Origin of the sequence: Curtobacterium sp. MCPF17_031, from assembly GCF_003234035.1 — a bacterium.
Lineage (GTDB): Bacteria > Actinomycetota > Actinomycetes > Actinomycetales > Microbacteriaceae > Curtobacterium.
Window position 1 is genome coordinate 114202 of record NZ_QKSG01000004.1, and the last position, 20377, is coordinate 134578.

Consider the following 20377-nt stretch of genomic DNA (forward strand, 5'->3'; position numbering starts at 1 on the left):
GCGTACCGTTCGTCAGTCCTGGTTGCGCGGCGCCGCCTGCGGATCGGGCAACGACCGGAGCACCCGTTCCCGACGGCGCGACTCGAGCGTGGTCATGACGCCGATGAAGACCGCCACGACGAGCAGGAGCACCAGGAGGAGCACCTCGCCCGACGACAGCGCGATCGCCCAGGCGGATCCGAGCATGACGACCCCGAGTGCGATGAGACTCGGCACGGCTCCCCGTGAAGACCGCCGCTGCCAACCCAGGAAGGCGCGCACGAGCGGCGCGGTGTCCGCCGTCGCCGATGCCCGACCGGTGATGTGACGCCAGAGCAGTCGTCGCTGCGTTCGATCGAGGACCGAGAACGGACGCTCCTCGGTCGCGATGCGGAACGGCTGCAGGGTGTGGTGTCGACGTCCGACGACCCAGGCGCGGATGGCGAGCACCATGCCGACCACCGCGACGACGACCGGACCGGACCACCAGGGCCCGCCGAACACCAGGACGGGCACGACGACGGTCATGAACACGGAGATAACCGCCAGCGAGGCGGTCACCGACGGCCCGCGGACGGTCGGCCCGTGCTCCGCGAGCCGCTCGGCCCGGCGGGTGGCCTCGTCGAGGGCACCGTTCGGTTTCGACGCCGCACCGGCGGCCGGGATGGTGGTCACGACCCCAACCAACCACAGCCTCAGCGACACCGGTGCGGTGCCCGACCGGCCACAGCCGGACCGGAGGCGCCTGGCCAGCCGGCGCCGCGCCTCCCGGCCGACGCTCCTGGACCGGACCGTGCCGGTGGTTCGGGCTGGACCCGCGCGGCCCGATCCCGTCCGAACCACTGCTTCCCGTGGTTCAGACCGGCTCCTGTTGGGCGCAGCCGCACGGAACAGGCGCGGCGCGTAGCAGCGTCGCCGGCGGGGCCGGCCTGAGCCGGCCGGCCCTACGCCCGCGGCACCGCCGTGGTGTCCCCGATCCGCAGCTCGGACCGGAACGAGGCCGGCTCCGGCGACTCCCCCTCGAGCATGGCGAGCGCGGCCCGTGCGGCGGCCTCGCCCTTGGGCACGAACGGCTGCACGAGCGTGGTCAGCTGCCGGATCGGGGAGCGGTGCAGCAGGCTGTCGTCCACCTGGATGCCGTCGAACCCCACGACGCTGACGTCCTCGGGCACGCGGAGTCCGGCCTCGAGCGCCGCCGAGATCACCCCGACGGCGAGCAGGTCGCTCTGCGCGACGACCGCCGTCGGTGCCTCGGCCCCCGAGGTGAAGAGCGCTGCGCCGGCGATGCGGCCCTCCTCCACCGAACTCCCGCCGGCCGCGATGGCCGGTGCCTCCGGGTAGACGTCGCGGACCCCGCGGAGTCGCTCCATGGTGGTGAACGCCGAGGACGAGCATTCGCGGGCCTCGTCGACCGGGCCGCGTTCGCGCGCGCTGTCGAGGGGCAGGGTGACGACGGTGACCGCGCGGTGGCCGAGTTCCCGGAGGTACTCGGCGGCACGGCGTGAGCCCTCGCGGTTGTCGAGGTGCACCGGGACGGCCCCCTCGATCGCGTCCGCCTCGATCGCGACGACGGGGATCGCCCGACGTCGGAGGACGGCTACGGCGGGGTCGATCCGCACGTTGCAGCCGATCAGGATGACGGCGTCCATCGGTGCGTCGACGAGCGGGGCCATCCCGCGTTCGTCGTCGAGCGGGCTCCGCACGAGCAGCAGCGACACCCCGGCGGCGCCGGCGACCTCGGCGATGCCGTCGAGCGTGAGGATGTTGGCGGGGTCGCGGAAGGCGTCGCTCAGGCGGTCGTCGAGGACGACGCCGATGACGCCGGAACGCCCACGGCGCAGCGAGCGGGCTCGGGGGTCCGGACCGTCGTACCCGAGTTCGGCGGCCACGGCGAGGATCCGCTGTCGGGTGTCCTCGGACACGGGTCCGCTGCCGCTGAACGCGAGGGACGCGGTCGACGGGGCGACACCGGCAGCGCGGGCGACGGCTGCCAGCGTCGGCCGGGAGGCACGCCCCGTGCGGGCAGCACCGGCCGCCGGTCCGGCCCCGCCCGGTCGGGACGCGCGGGACACCGGGGCGCGGTCATCCGACTCGCCGGGTTCGCTTGCCGTCTCGTCCATCGCTGGCTAGCGTAACGGGAACACCAGCTCGAATCGATTCGATCGGACAGGACCATGACGACGGCCACCACCGGCAGCGCACCGACGACGCGCGCCTGGCGCAACGCGGTGTTCGTGGTGTTCACGCTCTCCGGGCTCGACATCGCCACCTGGCTCGGCCGTGTACCGAGCGTCCGGGACTCCCTCGACGCCTCCACCTTCACGATGGGCCTCCTGGTCCTCGGCATGTCCATCGGCTCGATCGGTGGGCTCACCTTCGCCGGCCACATCGTCGCCCGCCTGGGCGCCCGCCGCGGGGTGCTCGTCGCGTCGGCGTGCCTGGCGCTCGGCATGGTCACCGCGGGCGTCGCCGTGACGCTGGGCTGGGGCTTCGCCGCGATCTGGGTCTGCCTCATCGCGTTCGGCTTCGGCAACGGGCTGTGCGACGTGTCGATGAACGTGGCCGGCGCGACGGCCGAGCGCCTGGGCGGCCGGACGATCATGCCGCTGTTCCACGCCGCGTTCAGCGTCGGCACGCTCGCCGGCGCGGGCATCGGCTCGCTCGCCGAACGGTTCGAGGTCCCCGTCGCGGTGCACTTCATCGTCGTCGGGATCCTCACGAGCCTGGCGATGATCGTCGCCATCCGCTGGTTCGGCGACGACCGCCACGTCGAGCCCGAGGCCACCGACACCAGTCCCGTCGCCCTGCCGGTCTCCCGCTGGGCCGTCTGGCGGCAGCCGTCGACCCTGCTCATCGGGGTCATCGTCCTCGGCATGGCCCTGGCCGAGGGTTCCGCGAACGACTGGCTGCCCCTCGCCATGATCGACGGGCACGGCCTGGCGAACGACGGCGGTTCCGCGGTCCTCGCGGTGTTCCTCGCCGCCATGACCGCCGGTCGGATCGCCGGCAGCCCGCTCATCGACCGGTTCGGCCGGGTGCCGGTGCTCCGCGCCAGCGCCGTCGTCGCCGTGGTCGGCCTCGGCATGCTCATCTTCGTACCGAGCGTCCCGATCGCGATCGTCGGCGTCGTGCTCTGGGGGCTCGGGGCGTCGCTCGGGTTCCCGATGGGCATGTCCGCCGCCGCCGACGATCCCCGCACCGCGGCTGCCAAGGTCAGCGCGGTCGCGACCATCGGGTACGTGGCGTTCCTCGCCGGGCCGCCGATCATCGGGTTCGCGGGCGAGCACGTGGGTCTCCTCAACGGGCTGCTCATCGTGTTCGTGTTCATCATCGCGGCGGGCCTCGCCTCCGGTGCAGCGCGCGAGCGGACCGGTGCCGGTGCCGCGGCGACCACCCCGTCGGGTGACGCGCACAAGGGTGGCGAGCCGCGCCTCCAGTCCGGAGCAGACGCGGAGCGCGACGCCACCGCGACCGCCGACACCGACCGCAGCTGACCGCGACCCGCCGGGGGGCACGCGATCCCGGTTAGGCTCTCCGGGTGCGTCTCGTCATCGCCCGCTGCTCCGTCGACTACGCCGGTCGCCTGTCGGCACACCTGCCCCTCGCGAACCGCCTGCTCATGCTGAAGGCCGACGGTTCGCTGCTCGTCCACTCCGACGGCGGCAGCTACAAGCCGCTCAACTGGATGAGCCCGCCGTGCTCGATCGCCATCGCGGAGCCCGACGAGGACCAGGCCGCCGCCGGCATCACCCAGGTGTGGACGGTGACGCAGAAGAAGACGCAGGACCGTCTGATCGTCAGCATCCACGAGGTGTTCGCCGACGAGTCCCACGACCTGGGCGTCGACCCCGGTCTGGTGAAGGACGGGGTCGAGGCACATCTGCAGCAGCTCCTCGCCGAGCAGATCGAGCTCCTGGGCGACGGCCACACGCTGGTCCGCCGCGAGTACATGACGGCCATCGGACCGGTCGACATCCTGGCTCGGGACGACGCCGGTGCGAGCGTCGCGGTCGAGATGAAGCGGAACGCCAACATCGACGCGGTCGAGCAGCTCACCCGCTACCTCGAGCTGATGAACCGTGACCCGCACCTGCGTCCGGTGCAGGGCGTCCTGGCAGCGCAGTCGTTCGCCCCGCAGGCGCGCACCCTGGCCGAGGACCGCGGGATCCGCTGCCTGGTCCTGGACTACGACGAGATGCGCGGCATCGACGGCGGGCACGCCCGCCTGTTCTGACCGGAGGCGCGGACCACCGCCTCCTCGGTCGTCCCGTCCGGCGCGGCTAGGCTTGGCAGGTCATGACAAACAGCCCCGAGCGTCCGTTCACCGCCGTCCTGTTCGACCTCGACGGCACCATCAGCGACTCGGCACCGGGCATCCTCGAGAGCCTGACGTACACGTTCGAGCAGGTCGGCGTCCCGGTGCCGGACCACGAGACGCTGCTGTCGTTCGTCGGTCCCCCGATCCTCGACACGTTCCGCATCGCGATGGGCATGGACGACGAGCTCTCCGAACGGACGCTCGCCGTGTACCGCGAGCACTACTTCTCGCACGGGGCCCTCGACAGCCGGATGTACCCGGACATCGACGTCGTCCTGCACACCCTGCACGAGGCCGGCGTGCCGATCTCGACCGCGACGAGCAAGCCCGAGACGCCGGCGACGTACATCCTCGAGCACTACGGACTGACCGGGGACATCGACATCATCACCGGCGCGAGCGACGACGAGGTCCGCTCCGCCAAGGCCGACGTCGTCGAGGAAGCGCTGCGCCGCCTGCGTGCCCACGGCTTCGACGTGTCCCGCCCGGTGCTCGTCGGGGACCGCCTGCACGACGTCGAGGGCGCGGCGGCGCACGGCGTCCCGACCGTCTTCGCCGAGTGGGGCTACGGCTCGCCCGCCGAGGCCGTGGGCACCATCGCGCAGGCGGCGACCCCGCTCGACCTGCTGCCGATCCTGCTGCCGAGCGCATGACGTCCGGCACGGGGAAGTCCGGCACGGGGAGGTCCGGCACCGTGCAGACGGGCCTGCGCGGCGCCGCCTGGCTGCTGCCGGCCGCGATCGTCCTGGTCGCGCTGAACTTCCGCGGCCCGATCGTGGCACCGGCGCCGGTGATCGGGGACGTCCGCGCCGACCTCGGCATGACCGCGACGGTCGCCGGCCTGCTCACCACGATCCCGGTGCTCTGCTTCGCCCTCGCGACACCGTTCGCCAGCTGGGTGATCGCCCGCTTCACCGCCGAGCGCGCGGTGTCACTGTCGCTGCTCATCGTGCTGGTCGGGACCGTCGTCCGGTCGGTCCCGCACGAGGCCGCCCTGCTCATCGGCACCGCGGTGATCGGCATCGGCATCACGATCGGCAACGTGGTGATCCCGGTCGTGATCCGTCGCGACACCTCGTCGGAACGGGTCGGTCTGGTCACGGGTGTCTACACGTCGGCGCTCAACATCGGGTCGATGATCACCTCGCTCGGCACCGCGCCCATCGCGGCCGCGTGGGGCTGGCCGGTCGCGATCGCGGTGTGGGGCGTCCTGGCGCTCGTCGCGGCGGCGGCGTGGACCTACACGGTCGGTGCCGGTGCGGCCTGGCGCGGGACCGACCACGACTCGGAGCCGTTGCCCGTCACGGGACCGATCGACCAGGTGCTCGACACCGGGTCGCTGCGGCCCGTCGCCGAGCAACGGGCTGCCGTGATCGAGACCCTGCCGCACCCCGCCAAGCGCTGGGTGACATGGGGACTCATGCTCGCGTTCGGTGGGCAGGCGTTCTCGTACTACGCGCTGACGGCATGGATCCCGACGCTGCTGCACGACGAGATCGGCTTCGACACGGCGTCCTCGGGCGCGAGCTCGTCGGTGTTCCAGATCCTGGCCGTCGTCGGTGCGCTCGGGGTCCCCGTGCTCGCCAGCCGGTTCCGGCCGCGGGTCATCATCGTCCTCGTCGCGTTCTTCTGGCTGGCGATGCCGCTCGGGCTCCTCGTGGCCCCGCAGCTCTGGCTGCTCTGGTCCGTCCTGGGCGGTGCGGCCCAGGGTGGCGGCATCACGATCATCTTCATCGTCATCGTGCGGCTGGTGTCGAACGACGACGACGCCCGCCGGATGTCCGCGTTCGTGCAGGGCGGCGGGTACCTGCTCGGTTCCGCCGGCCCCCTCGTCGCGGGTGCGTTGCACGGGGCGACCGGTGGTTGGACGGCTCCGCTGCTGACCGTCCTGGTCGCCGTGCTGCTGCTCGGCGTGGTCGGGTCGGTGTCGGCGCGGAAGGTGCGCTGAACCGAGCCGGTCAGCGCCCATTGCCGGCCTGCCGCAGCGCCCGCAGTCGGCCTGCCTCAGGCACCCCGGGCCTCCAGGACCTGGCGGAGCGTCATCGGCGGACGGCCCGTGACGCGCTCGACGTCACCCGACACCTTCGCGAGCGACCCGTCCGCGATCGCCGTGTAGGTGCTCACCCAGGCGTCCGCCTGCCACGGCTCGGGCTGCCAGCGCTGGCGGGAGGCGTACGCCTCCTCCAGGGACTCCCGGTGGTACGACACCGGACGGCCACGCACGTCGCTGACCACCGCGGCCGCCTGTTCGAGCGTGATCGCCGCCGGACCCGTCAGGTCGTAGGTGCGGTCGAGGTGTCGCGCCGGCTCGCGGAGGACGGCCGTCGCCACCCGCGCCACGTCCGCCCGGGCGACCGCGGCCATCGCGCCGTCGTCCGCCGGACCGCGGATCACGCCGTCCTCGCCGACCAGGTCCTCGACGAAGTCCAGGTAGAACGAGTCGCGCAGGAACGTGTGCGCCATCGAGGTGTCGCGGATCGCCTGCTCGGTCCAGAAGTGGTCACGCCCGAGGGTGAACGTCGCGTCGGCGGCCGCGCCCTGGAAGGACGTGTAGACGACGTGCCGGACCCCGGCGTCGGCCGCGGCACGGATGACGGTGCGGTGCTGGTCGAGCCGGTCACGGGCCTCCGCGCCGGACACCAGGAACAGGACCTCGACGCCCGCGAAGGCAGCTCGGGCGGCATCAGCGTCGGCGTAGGTGGCGACCGCGACGTCGGCACCGGGCAGCTCCGGGGCGCGGGAGGCGTCGCGGACGACCATGCGGAACGGCGTGCCGTCCGCGGCGAGCGCGCGGGCGACGGACCCGCCGATGTTGCCGGTGGCCCCGGTGATGGCGATGGTCACGTCGTGCTCCTGTCGGTCGGTGGTCCAGGGGTGGCGCGGTGGTGGCGTGGTCTGACGCTACGTCCGGACCAGGACGGCGGCCCGGTGCAGGTCCGCCGCGACCCGTGCGGCGTTGACGCCGTCCACCTCCACGGCCCAGGCCCGGGCGGACCCGTGGTCTCGGCCGTGGCGCATGTGTCGACCGACGAGGCGGTCGACGCGGACGTCCTCGTCGACGACGCAGGCCCAGGTCTCGGTGAAGAGCCCCGGCAGCTCGCGCCACGGCGTGCTCTGGTCGAGCAGGTAGTTGCCCTCGGAGACGACGAGCACGGTCTCCGGCGGGACGGCGATGCTGCCGGCGACGGGCTCGTCGACACGGCGGTCGAAGTCCGGGGCCCAGATCGTGTCGGTGCTGTCGGTGCTGTCGGTGCTGTCGGTGCCCGCACCCCCGGTCAGCCGTCGGACCAGCGCGACGTACCCGGCCGCGTCGAAGGTGTCGATCGCGCCCTTCCGGTCGTGCCGGCCGAGGGCGTCGAGCGCGGCGTTCGCCAGGTGGAAGCCGTCCATCGGGACCTGCACGGCGATGCCCGGACCCAGCTGCTCGGTGACCGCGGTGACCACGCGTCGGGCGAGCGTCGACTTGCCCGCACCGGGAGCGCCCGCGATGCCGAGCACGCTCCGGCCACCGGCTGCGGCGAGCGCCACCGCGCGTGCGACGGCCTGGTCGGCGGACAGGGTCTCCGGCGTGCTCACGCCCCCATCCTGCTGCATCGGCCTCCAGCCAGCCGCACGTGGCAGCCGAGCCGGCCGTCTCTGACCCACGAACGGGCGCGTTCCCCCGTGCCCCTGCTGCCGGTAGCGTCAGGTCCTGATGACGAAGACGGCTGCCGGTCGGACCGTCGTCCCGGACACCGCGACCGACCGAGCGGGTACCGCCCCCGGGCGGACCGGGGCGAGGACGACCCCGGTGACCAACCAGGCAGTGATCGTCGTGGTGTCGCTCCTCGCCGCGGTGTGCAGCGTGCTGCTGCCCTGGCTGACGGTCACGAACGCGACGAGCATGTGGACGGGGACGGCGCTGGCGGTCCTCGGGCTGGCGTTCACCGCACTGCTCATGGCCCGACCGTCGCTGATGCGGTTCGAACTCCTGGTGCCGGCGCTCGACTTCGTCGCCATCGGCCTGCTGCGCTACGGCACGGGTGACTCGCGGTCCCCGTTCCTCGCCGCGGTCCTGCTGCCGGTGATCTGGATCGCCGCACGGCCGGGCCGGCAGAACGTCCTCTACCCCCTGGTCGGGACGGCTGGGACCTTCCTGGTGCCGATGCTCCTCGGGCACGCCGACCTGGTCGCGAGCGAGGTCGTCCGGCTCGTCGTCGTGTTGGTCGTCTTCACCGCCGTCGCGGGCGTCACCAACGAACTCGCCCGGCAGGGTGCGGTCCGTCTGCACACCGTCCAGGAGCTGCGGCGACAGGCCGAGGCCGAGATCTCCCAGGCGGCGCTCGTCCAGCGCTCCCTGCTGCCCGTGTCGACGGCGGACCTCCCGGCGGCCTTCACGGTGCGGGCCGTGTGCCTGCCGACCCGCTCGGTGGGTGGCGACTTCTACGACTGGTTCCCCACCGCCGGCGGCGCTGCCTTCACCCTCGGGGACGTCATGGGCAAGGGCGTCGGCGCGGGCATGATCGCCGCGGTGGTGCGGTCGGTCCTCCGGTCGTCGGTGCGGGTGGGTGCACCGGACGAAGCGGTGAGCCGGACCGCGACCGGTCTGGACGTGGGCCTGGACGCGCCGGCGACCGAGCAGTTCACCACGTGCTTCCACATGCACCTGGACGTCGACGGGGTCGCCCGGTGGGTCGACGCCGGGCACGGACTGGCCCTGGTGCTCCGCGCCGAGGGTGGCCACGAATGGCTGCGGAGCACGGACACCCCGATCGGCGTCGGGACGAGCTGGACGACGCAGGAGACGCTGCTCGGCCGTGGGGACGTGGTCCTCGTCGTCAGCGACGGCGTCCTGGACCTGTTCGGCGACGGACTCGACGCACTCGACCGCTTCGAGGCGTTCGCCGTGACCGAGCCGGACCCGGAACGCCTGGTCTCCCGTCTGGAGGAGCTCGGGCGCGCCGGGCACCACGCGGACGACGTCACGGTGCTGGCGGTCCGCTACGACCCGGAGCCGGGAGCGGCGGTCACTCCCCCTCGGTGAGGGTCGTCAGGGCGGCCATCAGCGCCGCACGACCCGGCTCGTCGAGCGGAGCGAACAGCTCGTCGAGCACCCGGGCGGCCACACGGTGTCCGTCGTCGAGTGCCTCGCGACCGGTGTCTGTGAGGGTGTGCACGAGCCGACGCCCGCGACCGGCCGACCGTTCGATGAGTCCGCGCTCCACCAGTCGCGCCGCGAGGGTGCCGAACGCTTGGTCGCTCTGGAACGTGGCGACGGCCAGGTCGTGGCCGGACGCACCCGGCATCCGGTCGACGGCGCGCAGGGCGTCCCACTGCACCAGGGTCACCCCGACGTCGTGGAGGGCGAGGTCCATCGTGCGGTGGTTCCGGTACTGCGCCCGCTTGATGGCCTGCCCGAGCCGTTCGAGGTCCGTCGTCATGGTGCTACGGTATCAACACGTTTACATCAACATGTTGATTCAGGAGCCACGACCATGCCGAACACCCTCCCCGACGACCTGCCCGTCCTCCGCGCGGGCGACCCCACCGCACCGACCGCCCTCGTGCTGCACGGGGGCGGTGGACCCCGGACGGTCGCCCCGATCGTCGGACACCTCGCTGCCTCCCGGTCCGTCCACGCCCCGACCCACCCGGGCTGGGACGGCACCGACCGACCGGAGTCGATCACGACGATCGCCGACCTGGCCTCGGCGTACCTGACCCGGCTCCGCGACCACGGCGAGCGCGACGTGCTCGTCGTCGGGTCGTCGATCGGCGGGTGGATCGCTCTCGAGATGGCCGTGCAGGCCGCGGCGGACGAGCGCTCCGCCGGCGTGCTCGGCAGCGTGGTCGTCATCGACACCGTCGGGGTCGTCGTCGAGGGCGAACCGATCGCGGACTTCTTCGCGCTCGACGCCCGCGGACTCGCCGAGGTCGCCTGGCACGACCCCGAGCGCGGGTACCAGGACCCGGCACTCGTGACCGAGGAGCAGCGCGCCGTCCTGCGGTCGAACGGGCAGACCATGGCGGTCCTCGCCGGTCGGGGGATGAGCGACCCGACCCTGCTGGAGCGCCTGGCGTCCGTGGAGGTGCCGACCCTCGTCGTCTCGGGCGCGAGCGACCGCGTCGTCACCGTCGGCCACGGACGCGCCGTCGCCGCAGCCGTCCCCGGTGCCGCGTTCGCCGAGGTCCCCGCGGCCGGACACCTGCCACACCTCGAAGCACCCGAGGCCACCTGGGCCGTGCTCGACCCGTTCGTCGCGCAGCACCGACCGGGTCAGCACTGACGGGGCGGCCGGCAGGCGCGGCTCACCCCGCCGTGACGCCCGCCCACCGCAGTGCCTGCGCCACGAGCAGCCCGTGGCGGTGCGACCCGAGTTCGGCGATCGGCACCCACGCCGCCAGGTCCGTCGTCCCCTCGGCCTCGTGGCGCAGCGTTCCCCCGACGACCCGGGCTCGGTGCACCACCTGCACGGCCTTCATCGGTCGGCCGTTCCGGGTCTTCCGACGCTCGGGCGGGACGACGTGGGAACGCACCCCGAGCAGCTCCTCGACGACCACGTCGTACCCGGTCTCCTCGAGCACCTCGCGGACCGCACCCTCCTCGACGGTCTCGTCGAGCTCCACCCCGCCGCCCGGCAACGTCCAGAGCCCGGCGTCCGGCCAGCTCAACCGGGCGAGCAGCACCCGGTCCCCGTCGGTGACGACGGCGTAGGACGCCAGCCGGGTGTCGTAGTCCGTGTACTCCATGTGCCGACCATCCCAGGGACCGGGCCGATGCCGGAACGCCGCGCCGCGCCTCCCGTCCGGCCTGTCTGCCGATCTGCCGGGTCTGCCGGGTCTGCCGGGTCTGCATCCGGCGCGGCCTGCATCGAAGGACGCAACTCCGACGGTCCCACCGTTCGGCCCTGGGGCGGGCGGGTCCGGATTCCTAGCGTGGACGGTGTCGTGCGAACCCGCGCACCGCACAGCGAGGAGTCCCCCGTGTCCACAGCCCTCCACCCCGAGCCCGGAACCGCCGCCCGCCCGAGCGGCACCGCCGTGCACCTCGACCACGTCACCAAGACGTACCCCAACGGCCCGTCGACGGTCCGCGCGCTCGACGGCGTGAGCCTGGACGTCGCCGCCGGCACCTTCACCGCCGTGATGGGAGCGTCGGGCTCCGGCAAGTCCACCTTCCTCAACTGCGCCGCCGGACTCGACACCCCCACCAGCGGCCGGGTCGTCATCGGCGGCGTCGACCTCGGCACGCTCTCCCCGGACGCGGTGACCCGGTTCCGACGCGACCACGTCGGCTTCGTCTTCCAGGGCTACAACCTGGTGCCCCACCTGACCGTCGGCGAGAACGTCCGGCTGCCCCTGACCCTGGCCGGGGTCCGCGAGGACGACCACCGCGTGGCCGGACTGCTGCACGCCGTGGGGCTCGAGGGCATGGCCGACCGGCTGCCGGGCGAGCTCTCCGGCGGCCAGGCACAGCGCGTCGCGATCGCCCGTGCGCTCGTCGCCGGGCCGGACGTGGTGTTCGCCGACGAGCCCACCGGGGCATTGGACACCGCGACCGCGGACCGGATCCTGCAGCTGTTGCAGCACGCGGTGCGGTCCCTCGGGCAGACCCTGGTGCTCGTCACCCACGACCCCCGCGCTGCCACCTACGCCGACCGGGTCGTGTTCCTGGCGGACGGCCGGGTGCGCGACGAGCTGGTCGCCCCGACGCTCGAGTCCGTCACCGCCCGCGTCCTCGGTCTGGGGCGCTGAGCCGTGCGCGTCGCCCTGCGCTCCCTGCTCGTCGTCAACCGGGCCGCGGTGCTCGGTGCCGGGATCGTCGTGGCCCTGGCCGCCATGCTCCTCGGCATCACCACCGCCTGGCTCGAGGCCGGGGTCCGCCACCCCGAACTGCCGTTCCTGTCCAGCGTCGCCGGCTCGTTCGCGGGCACGCTGCTCCTCATCACCGTGTTCATGGTGGCCAACGTCTTCGCCGGGGTCCTCCGCGAGCGCCGCCGCGAGTTCGCGCTGCTCCGCGCGGTCGGCGCCACCGCCGCGCAGATCCGCGGAACGGTCCGGACCGAGGTGCTGCTGTTGCTCGCGCTCGTCGCTCCGCTCGGCGCGGTGGTCGGCACGTTCGCTGCCGCCTCGGTCACACCGCTGCTGCGGGCGAGCGACATCGTCCCGGCGGGCTTCACCCTGACGGCGAGCGTCGTGCCGCTGCTCACCACACTGGTCGTCCTCGTCCCGACGGGGCTCCTCGCAGCGGCGATGGCCGCCCGGGCCGCGACCCGTCCGAGTCCGACGGACGCCGTCCGCGCCAGCACGACCGACGTCCCGACGCTGTCCACCGGTCGCCGGATCGCCGCCGGGGTGACCGCCCTCGCCGGACTCGGCATCGCCGCCACCCCCTTCTTCACCCCGGGCCTCGTCGGCAGCGCCGCCGGTGCCACCTCGGCGATCGTGCTCGTCGTCGCCGCGGCCCTCGCCGGACCGCTCCTGGTGCAGTGGGCTGCTCGTCGTGGCCTCGCCGTCGCCCGTCGCGGAGTCGGCGGCGCGGCCAGCGTGCTCGCCCTCCTCAACGCACGCGGAGCCTCCCGGCGGCTCAGCGCGGCCGTGGTGCCTCTCGCGCTCCTCGTCGCGCTCGGCACGGTGCAGACCGGGACGGACGCCGCGGTCGACCGGGCCACTGCCGACCAGCTGGTGGCGGGCCTCCCGGCCGATCTGGTGGTGACCTCCTCAGGAGGTGTGACGGCGGACCAGCTCGAGCGGATCGCCGCCGTCCCGGGAGTCCGTGCGACCACGACGATGCGCGACCGTGCCGGATCCGTGCAGGTCGAGCAGCCCGATGAGGACCTCGGCGGCCTCGGCGGCCTGGAGTGGGAACCGACCGTCGTCCGCGGCCTGTCCGCGGACACCCGCTCGGTCGACCCCGACGTCCGGTCCGGGTCCCTCGCCGCGCTCGACGCCCCCGGCACCGTCGCGGTGAGCAACGACCTGGTCGCGCTGACGCCCACCGGCCTCGGCGACACCGTCCAGCTGCGGTCCGGGGACAGCCCGGCCACCTCGGCACGCGTCGTCGCGGTCTACGACCGGGGGCTGGCGTTCGGGGACGTGCTGGTCCGCGACCGGTCGGCCGGACCCGTCGACACGCTGCTGGTCGACGCTCGTCCGGGTGACCGTGCGGCCGTCCGGGAGGCCCTCCTCGCCCTGGACCTGCGCGTGACCACCGCCGACGGGTACGCCGCGAGCGTGCTGCGGTCCGGAGACGGCGAACGGCGGCTGTCCCTGGTGCTCGTCATCGCGTTGCTCGCCTTCGTGGCCGCCGCGGCGGGGAACACGCTGCTCACCGCGATGCGGGGGCGTCGCGGCGAGTTCGGACTGCTGCAACGGACCGGCGCGACCCGCGCGCAACTGCTGCGGATGGCAGGGGTCGAGACGGCGTTCACGGCGGTCGCCGCCGTGGTGATCGGCACGGTGGCGGTGGTTCCGGCGCTGGTCGGGGTCGGACAGGGACTCGCCGGGGCGCCGTCCTCGGGGTTCGACGTCGGGGCGTGGGCCGGGTTCTCAGGGGCCGCAGTCGTGGTCGCGGTGCTCGGGGTCCTGCCGGGTGTGGCGCGGACCGTGCGCGGGCGGTGACGACGGGCCGCACTGGGCGGGCCGCTGAGGGGTGGAGCCAGCCCCACCCCGGTGCTAGGTTGACGACACGTCGTGTCATCAACCGGAGGTCGTCATGGAAACACAGCGCATGGAGGGCAAGACCGTCCTCGTCTCGGGTGGCTCGTCCGGTGTGGGGCTCGCCGTCGCGAAGGGGCTCGCCCGCCTGGGTGCCCGCACCGTGCTGCTCTCGCGAGACAGCGACCGCGGGCGCAACGCGGTGCGGGCCGTGCAGCAGGCAGCGCCCGGTGCGGACGTCGACTCGCGCGTCGCCGACCTCACGTCCCCCGCCTCGGTGGCTCGCCTGGTGGACGACCTCCGTGACACTGCGGGCACGCTCGACGTGCTCGTGAACGCCACGGGAGCGGTCGGTGAACGCGGTGACCTGCGGCCCGGGATCCCCCGGAGCTTCGCGACCAACTACCTGACCCACCACCTCCTGACGCGGGCCGCGTTGCCACTGCTCCGCGACGCTCCGGCCGCACGCGTCCTCACGGTCGGTGTGGCGCCGGCACTCGTCCGGCGTCTCAAGGAGTTCGCGGTGGACGGCGTGGACGCGAACGCCTCCGGGGTACGGGTCCTGACGCAGGCGGTCGCGTGGAAGCTGCTCCTGTCACGGCACCTCGCGGAGACCGAGACCAGCATCAGCGCCGCGGTCTTCCACCCCGGTCTGATCAAGTCCGACCTGCTCGGTCGACAGGCGCTGCCGTTGCGGCTCGTCGGCAGCGTCACGAACCGGTTCGCCAGCTCCACCTGCCCGGTCGCGGACCACCTGGCGTCACGGACCGCAGACCTCGGTCCGGCCGGAGGGATGGTCGACGACCACGGACGGACGGTCGCCCTGCCGCCGACGATCAGCACCGCCAACGCCGATCGTTCGTGGGCGGCGAGCGAGGCCCTGGTCCATCAGCTGGACTGACCCGGACCGTCTGACGGACGGGAGGCGCGGTGCAGGTGAGCGCGTCGGCCCACCGGCACCGCGCCTCCCGTCCGGTCGGCTGCGGACGCAGCGCCCGCGGCGTCAGCTCCGGATGAACGCGAGGATGTCGGGGTTGATGACGTCCGCGTGCGTGGTCAGCATGCCGTGCGGGTACCCCTCGTAGATCTTCAGCGTCGCGTCGCTGAGGAGCTCGGCCTGCTTCAGGGCTGCGTCCTCGTACGGGACGACCTGGTCGTCGTCGCCCTGCAGGACCAGGACCGGCACGGTGATCGCCCGCAGGTCCTCGGTCTGGTCGGTCTCCGAGAACGCCTTGATGCCCTCGAGGTGGGCGAGTGCGCTGCCCGTCATGCCCTGGCGCCACCAGTTGGCGACCACCGGCTCCGACGTGGTGACGCCGGGACGGTTGAAGCCGTAGAAGGGGCCGGAGGCCACCGCCTGGAAGAACTCGGCACGGTTCGCGGCGAGTGCCGCACGGAACCCGTCGAACACCGAGATGTCGGTGCCCTCCGGGTTCGACTCCGTCTTGAGCATCAGCGGCGGCACGGCGGAGACGAGGACCGCCTTCGCGACCCGCCCCTGCGGCTGGCCGTACCGGGCGACGTAGCGAGCGACCTGGCCACCGCCGGTGGAGTGGCCGATGTGGATCGCGTCGTGCAGGTCGAGGTGCTCGACGACGGCGGACACGTCGCTGGCGTAGTGGTCCATGTCGTGGCCGGTGCCGATCTGCGACGAGCGGCCGTGACCCCTCCGGTCGCTCGCGACCACGCGGTACCCCTCGGCCAGGAAGTAGAGCATCTGCGCATCCCAGTCGTCCGAGGACAGCGGCCAGCCGTGGTGGAACACGATCGGCTGCGCGTCGGGGTCCCCCCAGTCCTTGAAGTAGATCTCTGCCCCGTCGTCGGTGGTGATGTATCCCATGTGCGTTGCCCTCCTGTGGCTGTTCGTCGGATACTCGCAGATCCACGGCCTCCCGGACAGGAGTTCACACACTCGTCACCATCACGGAACCAGGACGACGCGTCCGACGACCGACCCGGTGTCCGTCCGCGGCGGTGACGCGACGTCAGCTCCTGGAGCCGTCGTCCCACGCGATCGTCAGGGAACTGCCCGACACCCCCGGAGCGGCTGTGCTCGATCCCGTCGACGCACTGTCCGCCACGGTCACCGCGCTCGCCTGCCCGCCGTACGGGGGGGGTGCGGGACGTCCTCCCAGTCCACGGTCACCCGCTCACCCGGAACGAGGTACCCGACGTCACGCCCCACGACCGCGCTGAAGTGCGCCCAGACGTCGCGCACGGCCGGGAGGCCCGAACCACCTCCGACGACCGGGTCCAGGTCGACGACTCCCCACCCCTCGTCGGCACTCCAGCTGCGCACCGTCCCGGCGGTCGTCGTGGTCATCGGGCCATCATGCGCGGCGCAGGCCGCCGAACCCAGGAGGCCGCCGCCGGCCGTTCAGACGAGCGTGACCGCACCCCACCCGGCGCGCATCCGGGCGACGGCCCGGTCCCACCCGGAGAGCAGGTCGTTGTCGTCCCGCATCAGCGACTGCACCTGCAACCCCTCGTAGAGCGCGACCAGCTGCTCCGCCGCGTGCCGGGGCGACGTCCCGCGCGGCTCGCGACCGGCGACGACGTCCCGCACGAGGGCGAGGGTGATGTCCTCGAACGCGTGGACGTACTGGGTCCGGAACCACCCGGCGGCGGGGTGTGTCGGCGCCGAGGCTGCGCTGAGCGTGGCGATCCGGATGCGCACGAGCCCGGGATCGGCCAGGCCGGACTCCAGGCGGGCGCGGAGGTACGCGGCAGCGCCGTGCTGCTCGGCGATGGGCCACAGGGCTGCCCGGTCGCCGTTGTCCCAGCGGTTCATCACGGCGACGACGAGCAGCTCCCACACCGGGTAGGCAGCCGTGACGTCATCGGCGGTGACGTCGGCGAGCGCGGCGACCTCGGCGGGCCCGACGGCGTGGAAGTCCGAGCGCCGGAAGGCCTCGATCGCGGCCTGGACGATGCGGGGACGGAGATCGGCATCGGGCGCGGGCATGAGGACGATCATCCGGTCCGGACGGCGGTCGCGCGACCGCCAGTTCGAGGGGCGCGGACGGACCGCGCTCAGCCGCGGTCGAACGTCAGCGTCTCGTCGTCGGGTGCGGTGATCCTGCCGGAGCGCGCGAACTCCGCCCAGATCGCGCGGTGCCCCGGCCCGCGGCGCTCGACGGCCGCCCAGTCCTGTTCCGGCACGAACCGGCTGCCGGCCCACGCCGCCCGGTCGCCGAGCAGCAGCGGCACGTCGCTCATGTGCACCGCGCCGGTCGGCCGGACGGTCACCCCGCGGTGCAGTCGGTAGACCACGGCCCGACCGCCCGCGGCGCGGTGTCGGGCGGCGAAGGCCCGCGCATCGTGGCCGTAGATGACCTCGCTGAGCGGGCGGACGAGCCACCAACGGAGCAGGGCTCGTCCGACCCGGGTGCGCGCGACGGCCGGCAGCCCGGGGATCATCGGCACGTAGAGGGCGGCCTCATCGGTCGCGGACCCGATGAGCACCTCGACGTGCGGGGCCGCCTCACGCCAGGCGTCCGGCAGGTCGCGTTCGGCGGGCAGCGGCGCGTGCCCGTACTGCGTGCCGAACGGCATCCCGCCGCGCAGCCCGTACGGCAGCGCCGCCCTCTCGGCCGCCGCCTGCAGCGTGAGCACGTCCGGCAACGCGGTGTCCGGTGCGACGGTGCCGACCGCGCGGAGCATGGCCCGGTTCATCCGGGCCCGACGGCGCGAGAGCCCGAGCGGTGCGCTCTGGACGATGGCCCGCTGGAACAACCCGTTCGTGCCCTCGGCCACCATGAGGTGTGCGATCGCGTCACCGCCGGCCGACTGCCCGAACAGGGTGATGCGGTCCGGGGCGCCGCCGAACCCCGCGATGTTCGCGTGCACCCACCGCAGCGCCTCGACCAGGTCGAGCAGTCCGAGGTTCGCCGGGACACGTACCCCGTCGCCGAGGAACCCGAGGACGCCGAGCCGGTAGGTGACGGCCACGACGACGACCCGCTGCTCCTCGGCGAGCGCGCGGGGGTCGTGGATCGGGATGTCCCCGCCGCCGACGACGTACGACCCGCCGTGGATCCACACCATCACGGGCAGCTGTTCGTCCTCGCCGAGGTCCGCGGGCACGGTCACCGAGAGGGCCTGGCAGTCCTCGGAGACCTCGGCCTCGATCGGGTGGATGAGCTCCTCGAGGACGGGCGTCGCCGGCTGCGGCGGCACCGGCGCGGGGGTTTCGGCGACGAAGTCCGACGTGAACGGCGGGACCGGCTGCGGTCGACCGAACCGCTCGGCGCGGGCGTAGGGGATGCCGAGCGCGCGGACCACCCCGCCGTCGCGGTGGCCGACGATCCGGCCGACGGGGGTGGCGAAGGTGCGGGTCGGCGCGGCGGTCATCAGGCAACCGTACGACGGTCCGCCCGGCGCGGATCACGTCATCGGGAAACGAAAACCACACAGCGGGTGGTTTCTGCGGTAGCGTCGGATCGTCTCGCCGTGGAGCAGTGTCTCCGTCGGCCGCACACCACGTCAGGATCGAAGGAGCCTCTGCAATGCCCACCACCTCTGTGCAGCTGTACTCACTGCGCGACGCGATCGCCGAAGACCTCGACCAGGCCATCGCCCGGGTCCGGGAGATCGGCTACGAGAACGTCGAGCCCTACGCGTTCGTCGAACGTGCCGCCGACCTCGAGCGCGCCTTCGCCGCCACCGGCCTGAATGCCCCGTCCGGCCACGTCGCCGTGATCGACGCCGACGACACCGCCCCGATCTGGGACGCGGCGGAGCGCCTCGGCATCCACACCGTCATCGACCCGTTCATCCCGACCGACCGCTGGCAGACCGCCGACGACGTGAAGAAGATCGCCGAGCGCGTCAACGTGCTCACCGCCGAGGCCACCGCCCGCGGCCTGGCGTTCGGCTACCACAACCACCAGTGGGAGTTCACGAACAAGGTCGACGGCCGCACCGTCTACGACCTGTTCGTCGAGCAGCTCGCGCCGGAGACCGTCCTCGAGGTCGACACCTTCTGGGCGACCGTCGGTGGCGCCGACGCCGCCGCCGTGCTCCGCGGCCTCGGCGAGCGCGTCGTCGCGATCCACGTCAAGGACGGCAAGGTCGACGGCGACATCCGCACCGCACTGCCCTCGTCCGAGAGCGCGCTCATCGTGCCGGAGGCGCTCCAGCGCGCGTTCGAGAACCAGACCCCGGCCGGCCAGGGCGACGTCGACGTCGCGGGCATCCTCGCCGCGGCGCCGCAGGCCATCCGCGTCGTCGAGTTCGACGCGTACAAGGGCGACGTCTTCGAGGGCATCACCGAGTCCCTCACCTGGCTCGAGGACAACGACAAGTGAGCCGCTTCGGCATCGGCATCATCGGCGCGGGGAACATCTCGACGCAGTACCTCGAGAACCTGACGCAGTTCGCCGACGTCGAGGTCCGCTTCGTCGCCGACGTGCTGCTCGACCGGGCCGCCGCGCAGGCACAGCGGTACGGCGTCGCCGGTTCCGGCAGCGTCGACGAGCTCCTGGCTCGTGACGACGTCCAGATCGTGATCAACCTGACGATCCCGGCCGTGCACGCCGAGGTCGACCAGCAGATCATCGACGCCGGCAAGCACGTGTGGAGCGAGAAGCCGATCGCCACCGATCACGACTCGGCCGCGGCCGTGCTCGCGTCGGCGCAGGCGAAGGGCCTCCGGGTCGCGACCGCTCCGGACACCGTGCTCGGCGCGGGCATCCAGACGGCGCTCCGGGCCATCGCCCGCGGGGACATCGGCGAACCGCTGACCGCGACGACCCTGTTCCACGTGCCCGGACCCGAGGCGTGGCACCCGAACCCGGACTTCCTGTTCGCCACCGGTGCCGGTCCCCTGTTCGACATGGGCCCGTACTACGTCACCACGCTCGTGCACGCCTTCGGCACCGCCAGCCGTGTGCAGGCCGTCTCGTCGAAGTCGCTCGACCGTCGCACCATCGCGTCGGGTGACCGTGCCGGGGAGACCTTCCCGGTCGAGGTCCCGACGCACCACGCCGCGCTCATCGAGTTCGCCGGCGGGCAGTCCGCCCAGTCGACGTTCTCGTTCCAGCACGCGCTGCCACGCCAGGGCTTCGTGGAGATCAACGGCACGCTCGGCACGATCTCGCTGCCGGACCCGAACACGTTCGAGGGTGAGTCGACCCTCTGGCGCTTCGGCCAGGACGAGCCCGAGACCCTGCCCGCCGTCGGCTCCACCTGGGGCCGGGGCACCGGGGTCGTGGAGCTCGCGCGCGCCATCGCCGAGGACCGACCGGAGCGCGCCTCCGGTGCCCTGGCCCTGCACGTCCTGGACGTGCTGCTCGGCATCCGCGACGCGGCCGAATCGGGTTCCGCCGTCGAGATCACGTCGTCCGTCGACGCGGTCCCGCCGCTGCCGGAGGACTTCGACCCGGCCGCCGCGGTCCTGACCGCCGGCGCGTAGCCCGACAGCTCCACCACCGGAACGGCCGG

Annotated in this window: 21 protein-coding genes; 11 read left to right on the forward strand and 10 right to left on the reverse strand. The window is 73.1% G+C overall.

The window, feature by feature from the left end:
- Positions 1–12: 12 nt before the first annotated feature.
- Both DEJ31_RS07895 and DEJ31_RS07900 read right to left on the reverse strand, forming a co-directional pair.
- The gene (locus DEJ31_RS07895; RefSeq protein ID WP_110902957.1) at positions 13–654 is read right to left on the reverse strand and encodes a hypothetical protein; all 642 of its coding nucleotides are present in this window, start codon (positions 652–654) and stop codon (positions 13–15) included.
- A gap of 269 nt (positions 655–923) precedes the next feature.
- Positions 924–2099 carry a LacI family DNA-binding transcriptional regulator gene (locus tag DEJ31_RS07900; protein ID WP_111043655.1) on the reverse strand — a complete coding sequence of 392 codons (1176 nt, stop codon included), beginning with the start codon at positions 2097–2099 and terminating at the stop codon, positions 924–926.
- Between the two features lie 54 nt (positions 2100–2153).
- Here DEJ31_RS07900 and DEJ31_RS07905 point away from each other — a divergent pair, with 54 nt between their 5' ends.
- The 4 genes from DEJ31_RS07905 (at position 2154) to DEJ31_RS07920 (ending at position 6245) form a co-directional block, all read left to right on the forward strand.
- Entirely contained in the window at positions 2154–3473 is a 1320-nt protein-coding gene (locus DEJ31_RS07905) for an MFS transporter (RefSeq protein WP_111121593.1), read from the forward strand.
- Positions 3474–3517: 44 nt separating this feature from the next.
- Positions 3518–4213, forward strand: coding sequence for an endonuclease NucS (gene nucS, locus DEJ31_RS07910; RefSeq protein WP_110902954.1), 696 nt, complete (start codon positions 3518–3520; stop codon positions 4211–4213).
- Between the two features lie 62 nt (positions 4214–4275).
- Positions 4276–4950 carry an HAD hydrolase-like protein gene (locus DEJ31_RS07915; protein ID WP_111121594.1) on the forward strand — a complete coding sequence of 225 codons (675 nt, stop codon included), beginning with the start codon at positions 4276–4278 and terminating at the stop codon, positions 4948–4950.
- Positions 4947–6245, forward strand: coding sequence for a CynX/NimT family MFS transporter (locus tag DEJ31_RS07920; RefSeq protein ID WP_111043651.1), 1299 nt, complete (start codon positions 4947–4949; stop codon positions 6243–6245). The genes DEJ31_RS07915 and DEJ31_RS07920 overlap by 4 nt, the downstream gene beginning before the upstream one ends.
- Positions 6246–6301: 56 nt before the next feature.
- Here DEJ31_RS07920 and DEJ31_RS07925 read toward each other — a convergent pair whose 3' ends face one another.
- Together DEJ31_RS07925 and DEJ31_RS07930 are read right to left on the reverse strand one after the other, a co-directional pair.
- The gene (locus DEJ31_RS07925; RefSeq protein WP_111043650.1) at positions 6302–7141 is read right to left on the reverse strand and encodes an NmrA family NAD(P)-binding protein; all 840 of its coding nucleotides are present in this window, start codon (positions 7139–7141) and stop codon (positions 6302–6304) included.
- Positions 7142–7198: 57 nt separating this feature from the next.
- Positions 7199–7873 carry a nucleoside/nucleotide kinase family protein gene (locus DEJ31_RS07930; RefSeq protein ID WP_258366225.1) on the reverse strand — a complete coding sequence of 225 codons (675 nt, stop codon included), beginning with the start codon at positions 7871–7873 and terminating at the stop codon, positions 7199–7201.
- Between the two features lie 118 nt (positions 7874–7991).
- On the opposite strand from DEJ31_RS07930, the gene DEJ31_RS07935 reads away from it, so the two are divergent.
- The gene (locus tag DEJ31_RS07935) at positions 7992–9320 is read left to right on the forward strand and encodes a PP2C family protein-serine/threonine phosphatase (protein ID WP_111121596.1); all 1329 of its coding nucleotides are present in this window, start codon (positions 7992–7994) and stop codon (positions 9318–9320) included.
- On the opposite strand, the gene DEJ31_RS07940 is transcribed toward DEJ31_RS07935, so the two are convergent.
- Positions 9304–9717, reverse strand: coding sequence for a MarR family winged helix-turn-helix transcriptional regulator (locus DEJ31_RS07940; protein ID WP_110902948.1), 414 nt, complete (start codon positions 9715–9717; stop codon positions 9304–9306). The genes DEJ31_RS07935 and DEJ31_RS07940 overlap by 17 nt on opposite strands.
- Before the next feature lie 54 nt (positions 9718–9771).
- On the opposite strand from DEJ31_RS07940, the gene DEJ31_RS07945 reads away from it, so the two are divergent.
- On the forward strand, positions 9772–10563 hold the full coding sequence (locus tag DEJ31_RS07945) for an alpha/beta fold hydrolase (RefSeq protein ID WP_110902947.1): 792 nt from the start codon (positions 9772–9774) through the stop codon (positions 10561–10563).
- A gap of 22 nt (positions 10564–10585) precedes the next feature.
- On the opposite strand, the gene DEJ31_RS07950 is transcribed toward DEJ31_RS07945, so the two are convergent.
- The gene (locus DEJ31_RS07950; RefSeq protein WP_110902946.1) at positions 10586–11026 is read right to left on the reverse strand and encodes an NUDIX hydrolase; all 441 of its coding nucleotides are present in this window, start codon (positions 11024–11026) and stop codon (positions 10586–10588) included.
- 234 nt (positions 11027–11260) lie between these two features.
- On the opposite strand from DEJ31_RS07950, the gene DEJ31_RS07955 reads away from it, so the two are divergent.
- The 3 genes from DEJ31_RS07955 to DEJ31_RS07965 all read left to right on the forward strand — a co-directional run bounded on the left by DEJ31_RS07955 (position 11261) and on the right by DEJ31_RS07965 (position 14834).
- The gene (locus DEJ31_RS07955) at positions 11261–12031 is read left to right on the forward strand and encodes an ABC transporter ATP-binding protein (RefSeq protein ID WP_258366226.1); all 771 of its coding nucleotides are present in this window, start codon (positions 11261–11263) and stop codon (positions 12029–12031) included.
- A 3-nt stretch (positions 12032–12034) separates the two neighbouring features.
- Positions 12035–13897, forward strand: a complete 1863-nt coding sequence (locus DEJ31_RS07960; protein WP_111043648.1) for an FtsX-like permease family protein — start codon at positions 12035–12037, stop codon at positions 13895–13897.
- A gap of 94 nt (positions 13898–13991) precedes the next feature.
- Positions 13992–14834, forward strand: a complete 843-nt coding sequence (locus DEJ31_RS07965; RefSeq protein ID WP_110902944.1) for an SDR family NAD(P)-dependent oxidoreductase — start codon at positions 13992–13994, stop codon at positions 14832–14834.
- Between the two features lie 102 nt (positions 14835–14936).
- Here the strand turns inward: DEJ31_RS07965 and DEJ31_RS07970 are convergent, their stop codons facing one another.
- From DEJ31_RS07970 to DEJ31_RS07985, 4 genes are all read right to left on the reverse strand, one after another.
- Complete coding sequence (locus tag DEJ31_RS07970) at positions 14937–15773, reverse strand: alpha/beta fold hydrolase (RefSeq protein WP_110902943.1); 837 nt, start codon at positions 15771–15773, stop codon at positions 14937–14939.
- A 243-nt stretch (positions 15774–16016) separates the two neighbouring features.
- Positions 16017–16256 carry a hypothetical protein gene (locus tag DEJ31_RS07975; protein ID WP_111121597.1) on the reverse strand — a complete coding sequence of 80 codons (240 nt, stop codon included), beginning with the start codon at positions 16254–16256 and terminating at the stop codon, positions 16017–16019.
- Positions 16257–16310: 54 nt separating this feature from the next.
- Complete coding sequence (locus DEJ31_RS07980; protein WP_146243119.1) at positions 16311–16898, reverse strand: TetR/AcrR family transcriptional regulator; 588 nt, start codon at positions 16896–16898, stop codon at positions 16311–16313.
- A gap of 68 nt (positions 16899–16966) precedes the next feature.
- The gene (locus tag DEJ31_RS07985) at positions 16967–18286 is read right to left on the reverse strand and encodes a carboxylesterase family protein (RefSeq protein ID WP_111043645.1); all 1320 of its coding nucleotides are present in this window, start codon (positions 18284–18286) and stop codon (positions 16967–16969) included.
- Positions 18287–18441: 155 nt separating this feature from the next.
- Here DEJ31_RS07985 and DEJ31_RS07990 point away from each other — a divergent pair, with 155 nt between their 5' ends.
- Positions 18442–19242 carry a sugar phosphate isomerase/epimerase gene (locus DEJ31_RS07990; protein WP_181421502.1) on the forward strand — a complete coding sequence of 267 codons (801 nt, stop codon included), beginning with the start codon at positions 18442–18444 and terminating at the stop codon, positions 19240–19242.
- On the forward strand, positions 19239–20348 hold the full coding sequence (locus DEJ31_RS07995; RefSeq protein WP_110902939.1) for a Gfo/Idh/MocA family protein: 1110 nt from the start codon (positions 19239–19241) through the stop codon (positions 20346–20348). Before DEJ31_RS07990 ends, DEJ31_RS07995 begins: the two co-directional genes overlap by 4 nt.
- Positions 20349–20377 lie beyond the last annotated feature (29 nt).

Excerpts from the sequence above, each read along its gene's own strand:
- DEJ31_RS07900 (WP_111043655.1), bottom strand. The coding sequence starts at position 2,099 with ATGGACGAGACGGCAAGCGAACCCGGCGAGTCGGATGACCGCGCCCCG.
- DEJ31_RS07980 (WP_146243119.1), bottom strand. The coding sequence starts at position 16,898 with ATGCCCGCGCCCGATGCCGATCTCCGTCCCCGCATCGTCCAGGCCGCG.
- DEJ31_RS07970 (WP_110902943.1), bottom strand. The coding sequence starts at position 15,773 with ATGGGATACATCACCACCGACGACGGGGCAGAGATCTACTTCAAGGAC.
- DEJ31_RS07915 (WP_111121594.1), top strand. The coding sequence starts at position 4,276 with ATGACAAACAGCCCCGAGCGTCCGTTCACCGCCGTCCTGTTCGACCTC.
- DEJ31_RS07985 (WP_111043645.1), bottom strand. The coding sequence starts at position 18,286 with ATGACCGCCGCGCCGACCCGCACCTTCGCCACCCCCGTCGGCCGGATC.
- DEJ31_RS07940 (WP_110902948.1), bottom strand. The coding sequence starts at position 9,717 with ATGACGACGGACCTCGAACGGCTCGGGCAGGCCATCAAGCGGGCGCAG.
- DEJ31_RS07975 (WP_111121597.1), bottom strand. The coding sequence starts at position 16,256 with ATGACCACGACGACCGCCGGGACGGTGCGCAGCTGGAGTGCCGACGAG.
- DEJ31_RS07965 (WP_110902944.1), top strand. The coding sequence starts at position 13,992 with ATGGAAACACAGCGCATGGAGGGCAAGACCGTCCTCGTCTCGGGTGGC.
- DEJ31_RS07935 (WP_111121596.1), top strand. The coding sequence starts at position 7,992 with ATGACGAAGACGGCTGCCGGTCGGACCGTCGTCCCGGACACCGCGACC.
- DEJ31_RS07945 (WP_110902947.1), top strand. The coding sequence starts at position 9,772 with ATGCCGAACACCCTCCCCGACGACCTGCCCGTCCTCCGCGCGGGCGAC.
- DEJ31_RS07950 (WP_110902946.1), bottom strand. The coding sequence starts at position 11,026 with ATGGAGTACACGGACTACGACACCCGGCTGGCGTCCTACGCCGTCGTC.
- DEJ31_RS07920 (WP_111043651.1), top strand. The coding sequence starts at position 4,947 with ATGACGTCCGGCACGGGGAAGTCCGGCACGGGGAGGTCCGGCACCGTG.
- DEJ31_RS07990 (WP_181421502.1), top strand. The coding sequence starts at position 18,442 with ATGCCCACCACCTCTGTGCAGCTGTACTCACTGCGCGACGCGATCGCC.
- DEJ31_RS07905 (WP_111121593.1), top strand. The coding sequence starts at position 2,154 with ATGACGACGGCCACCACCGGCAGCGCACCGACGACGCGCGCCTGGCGC.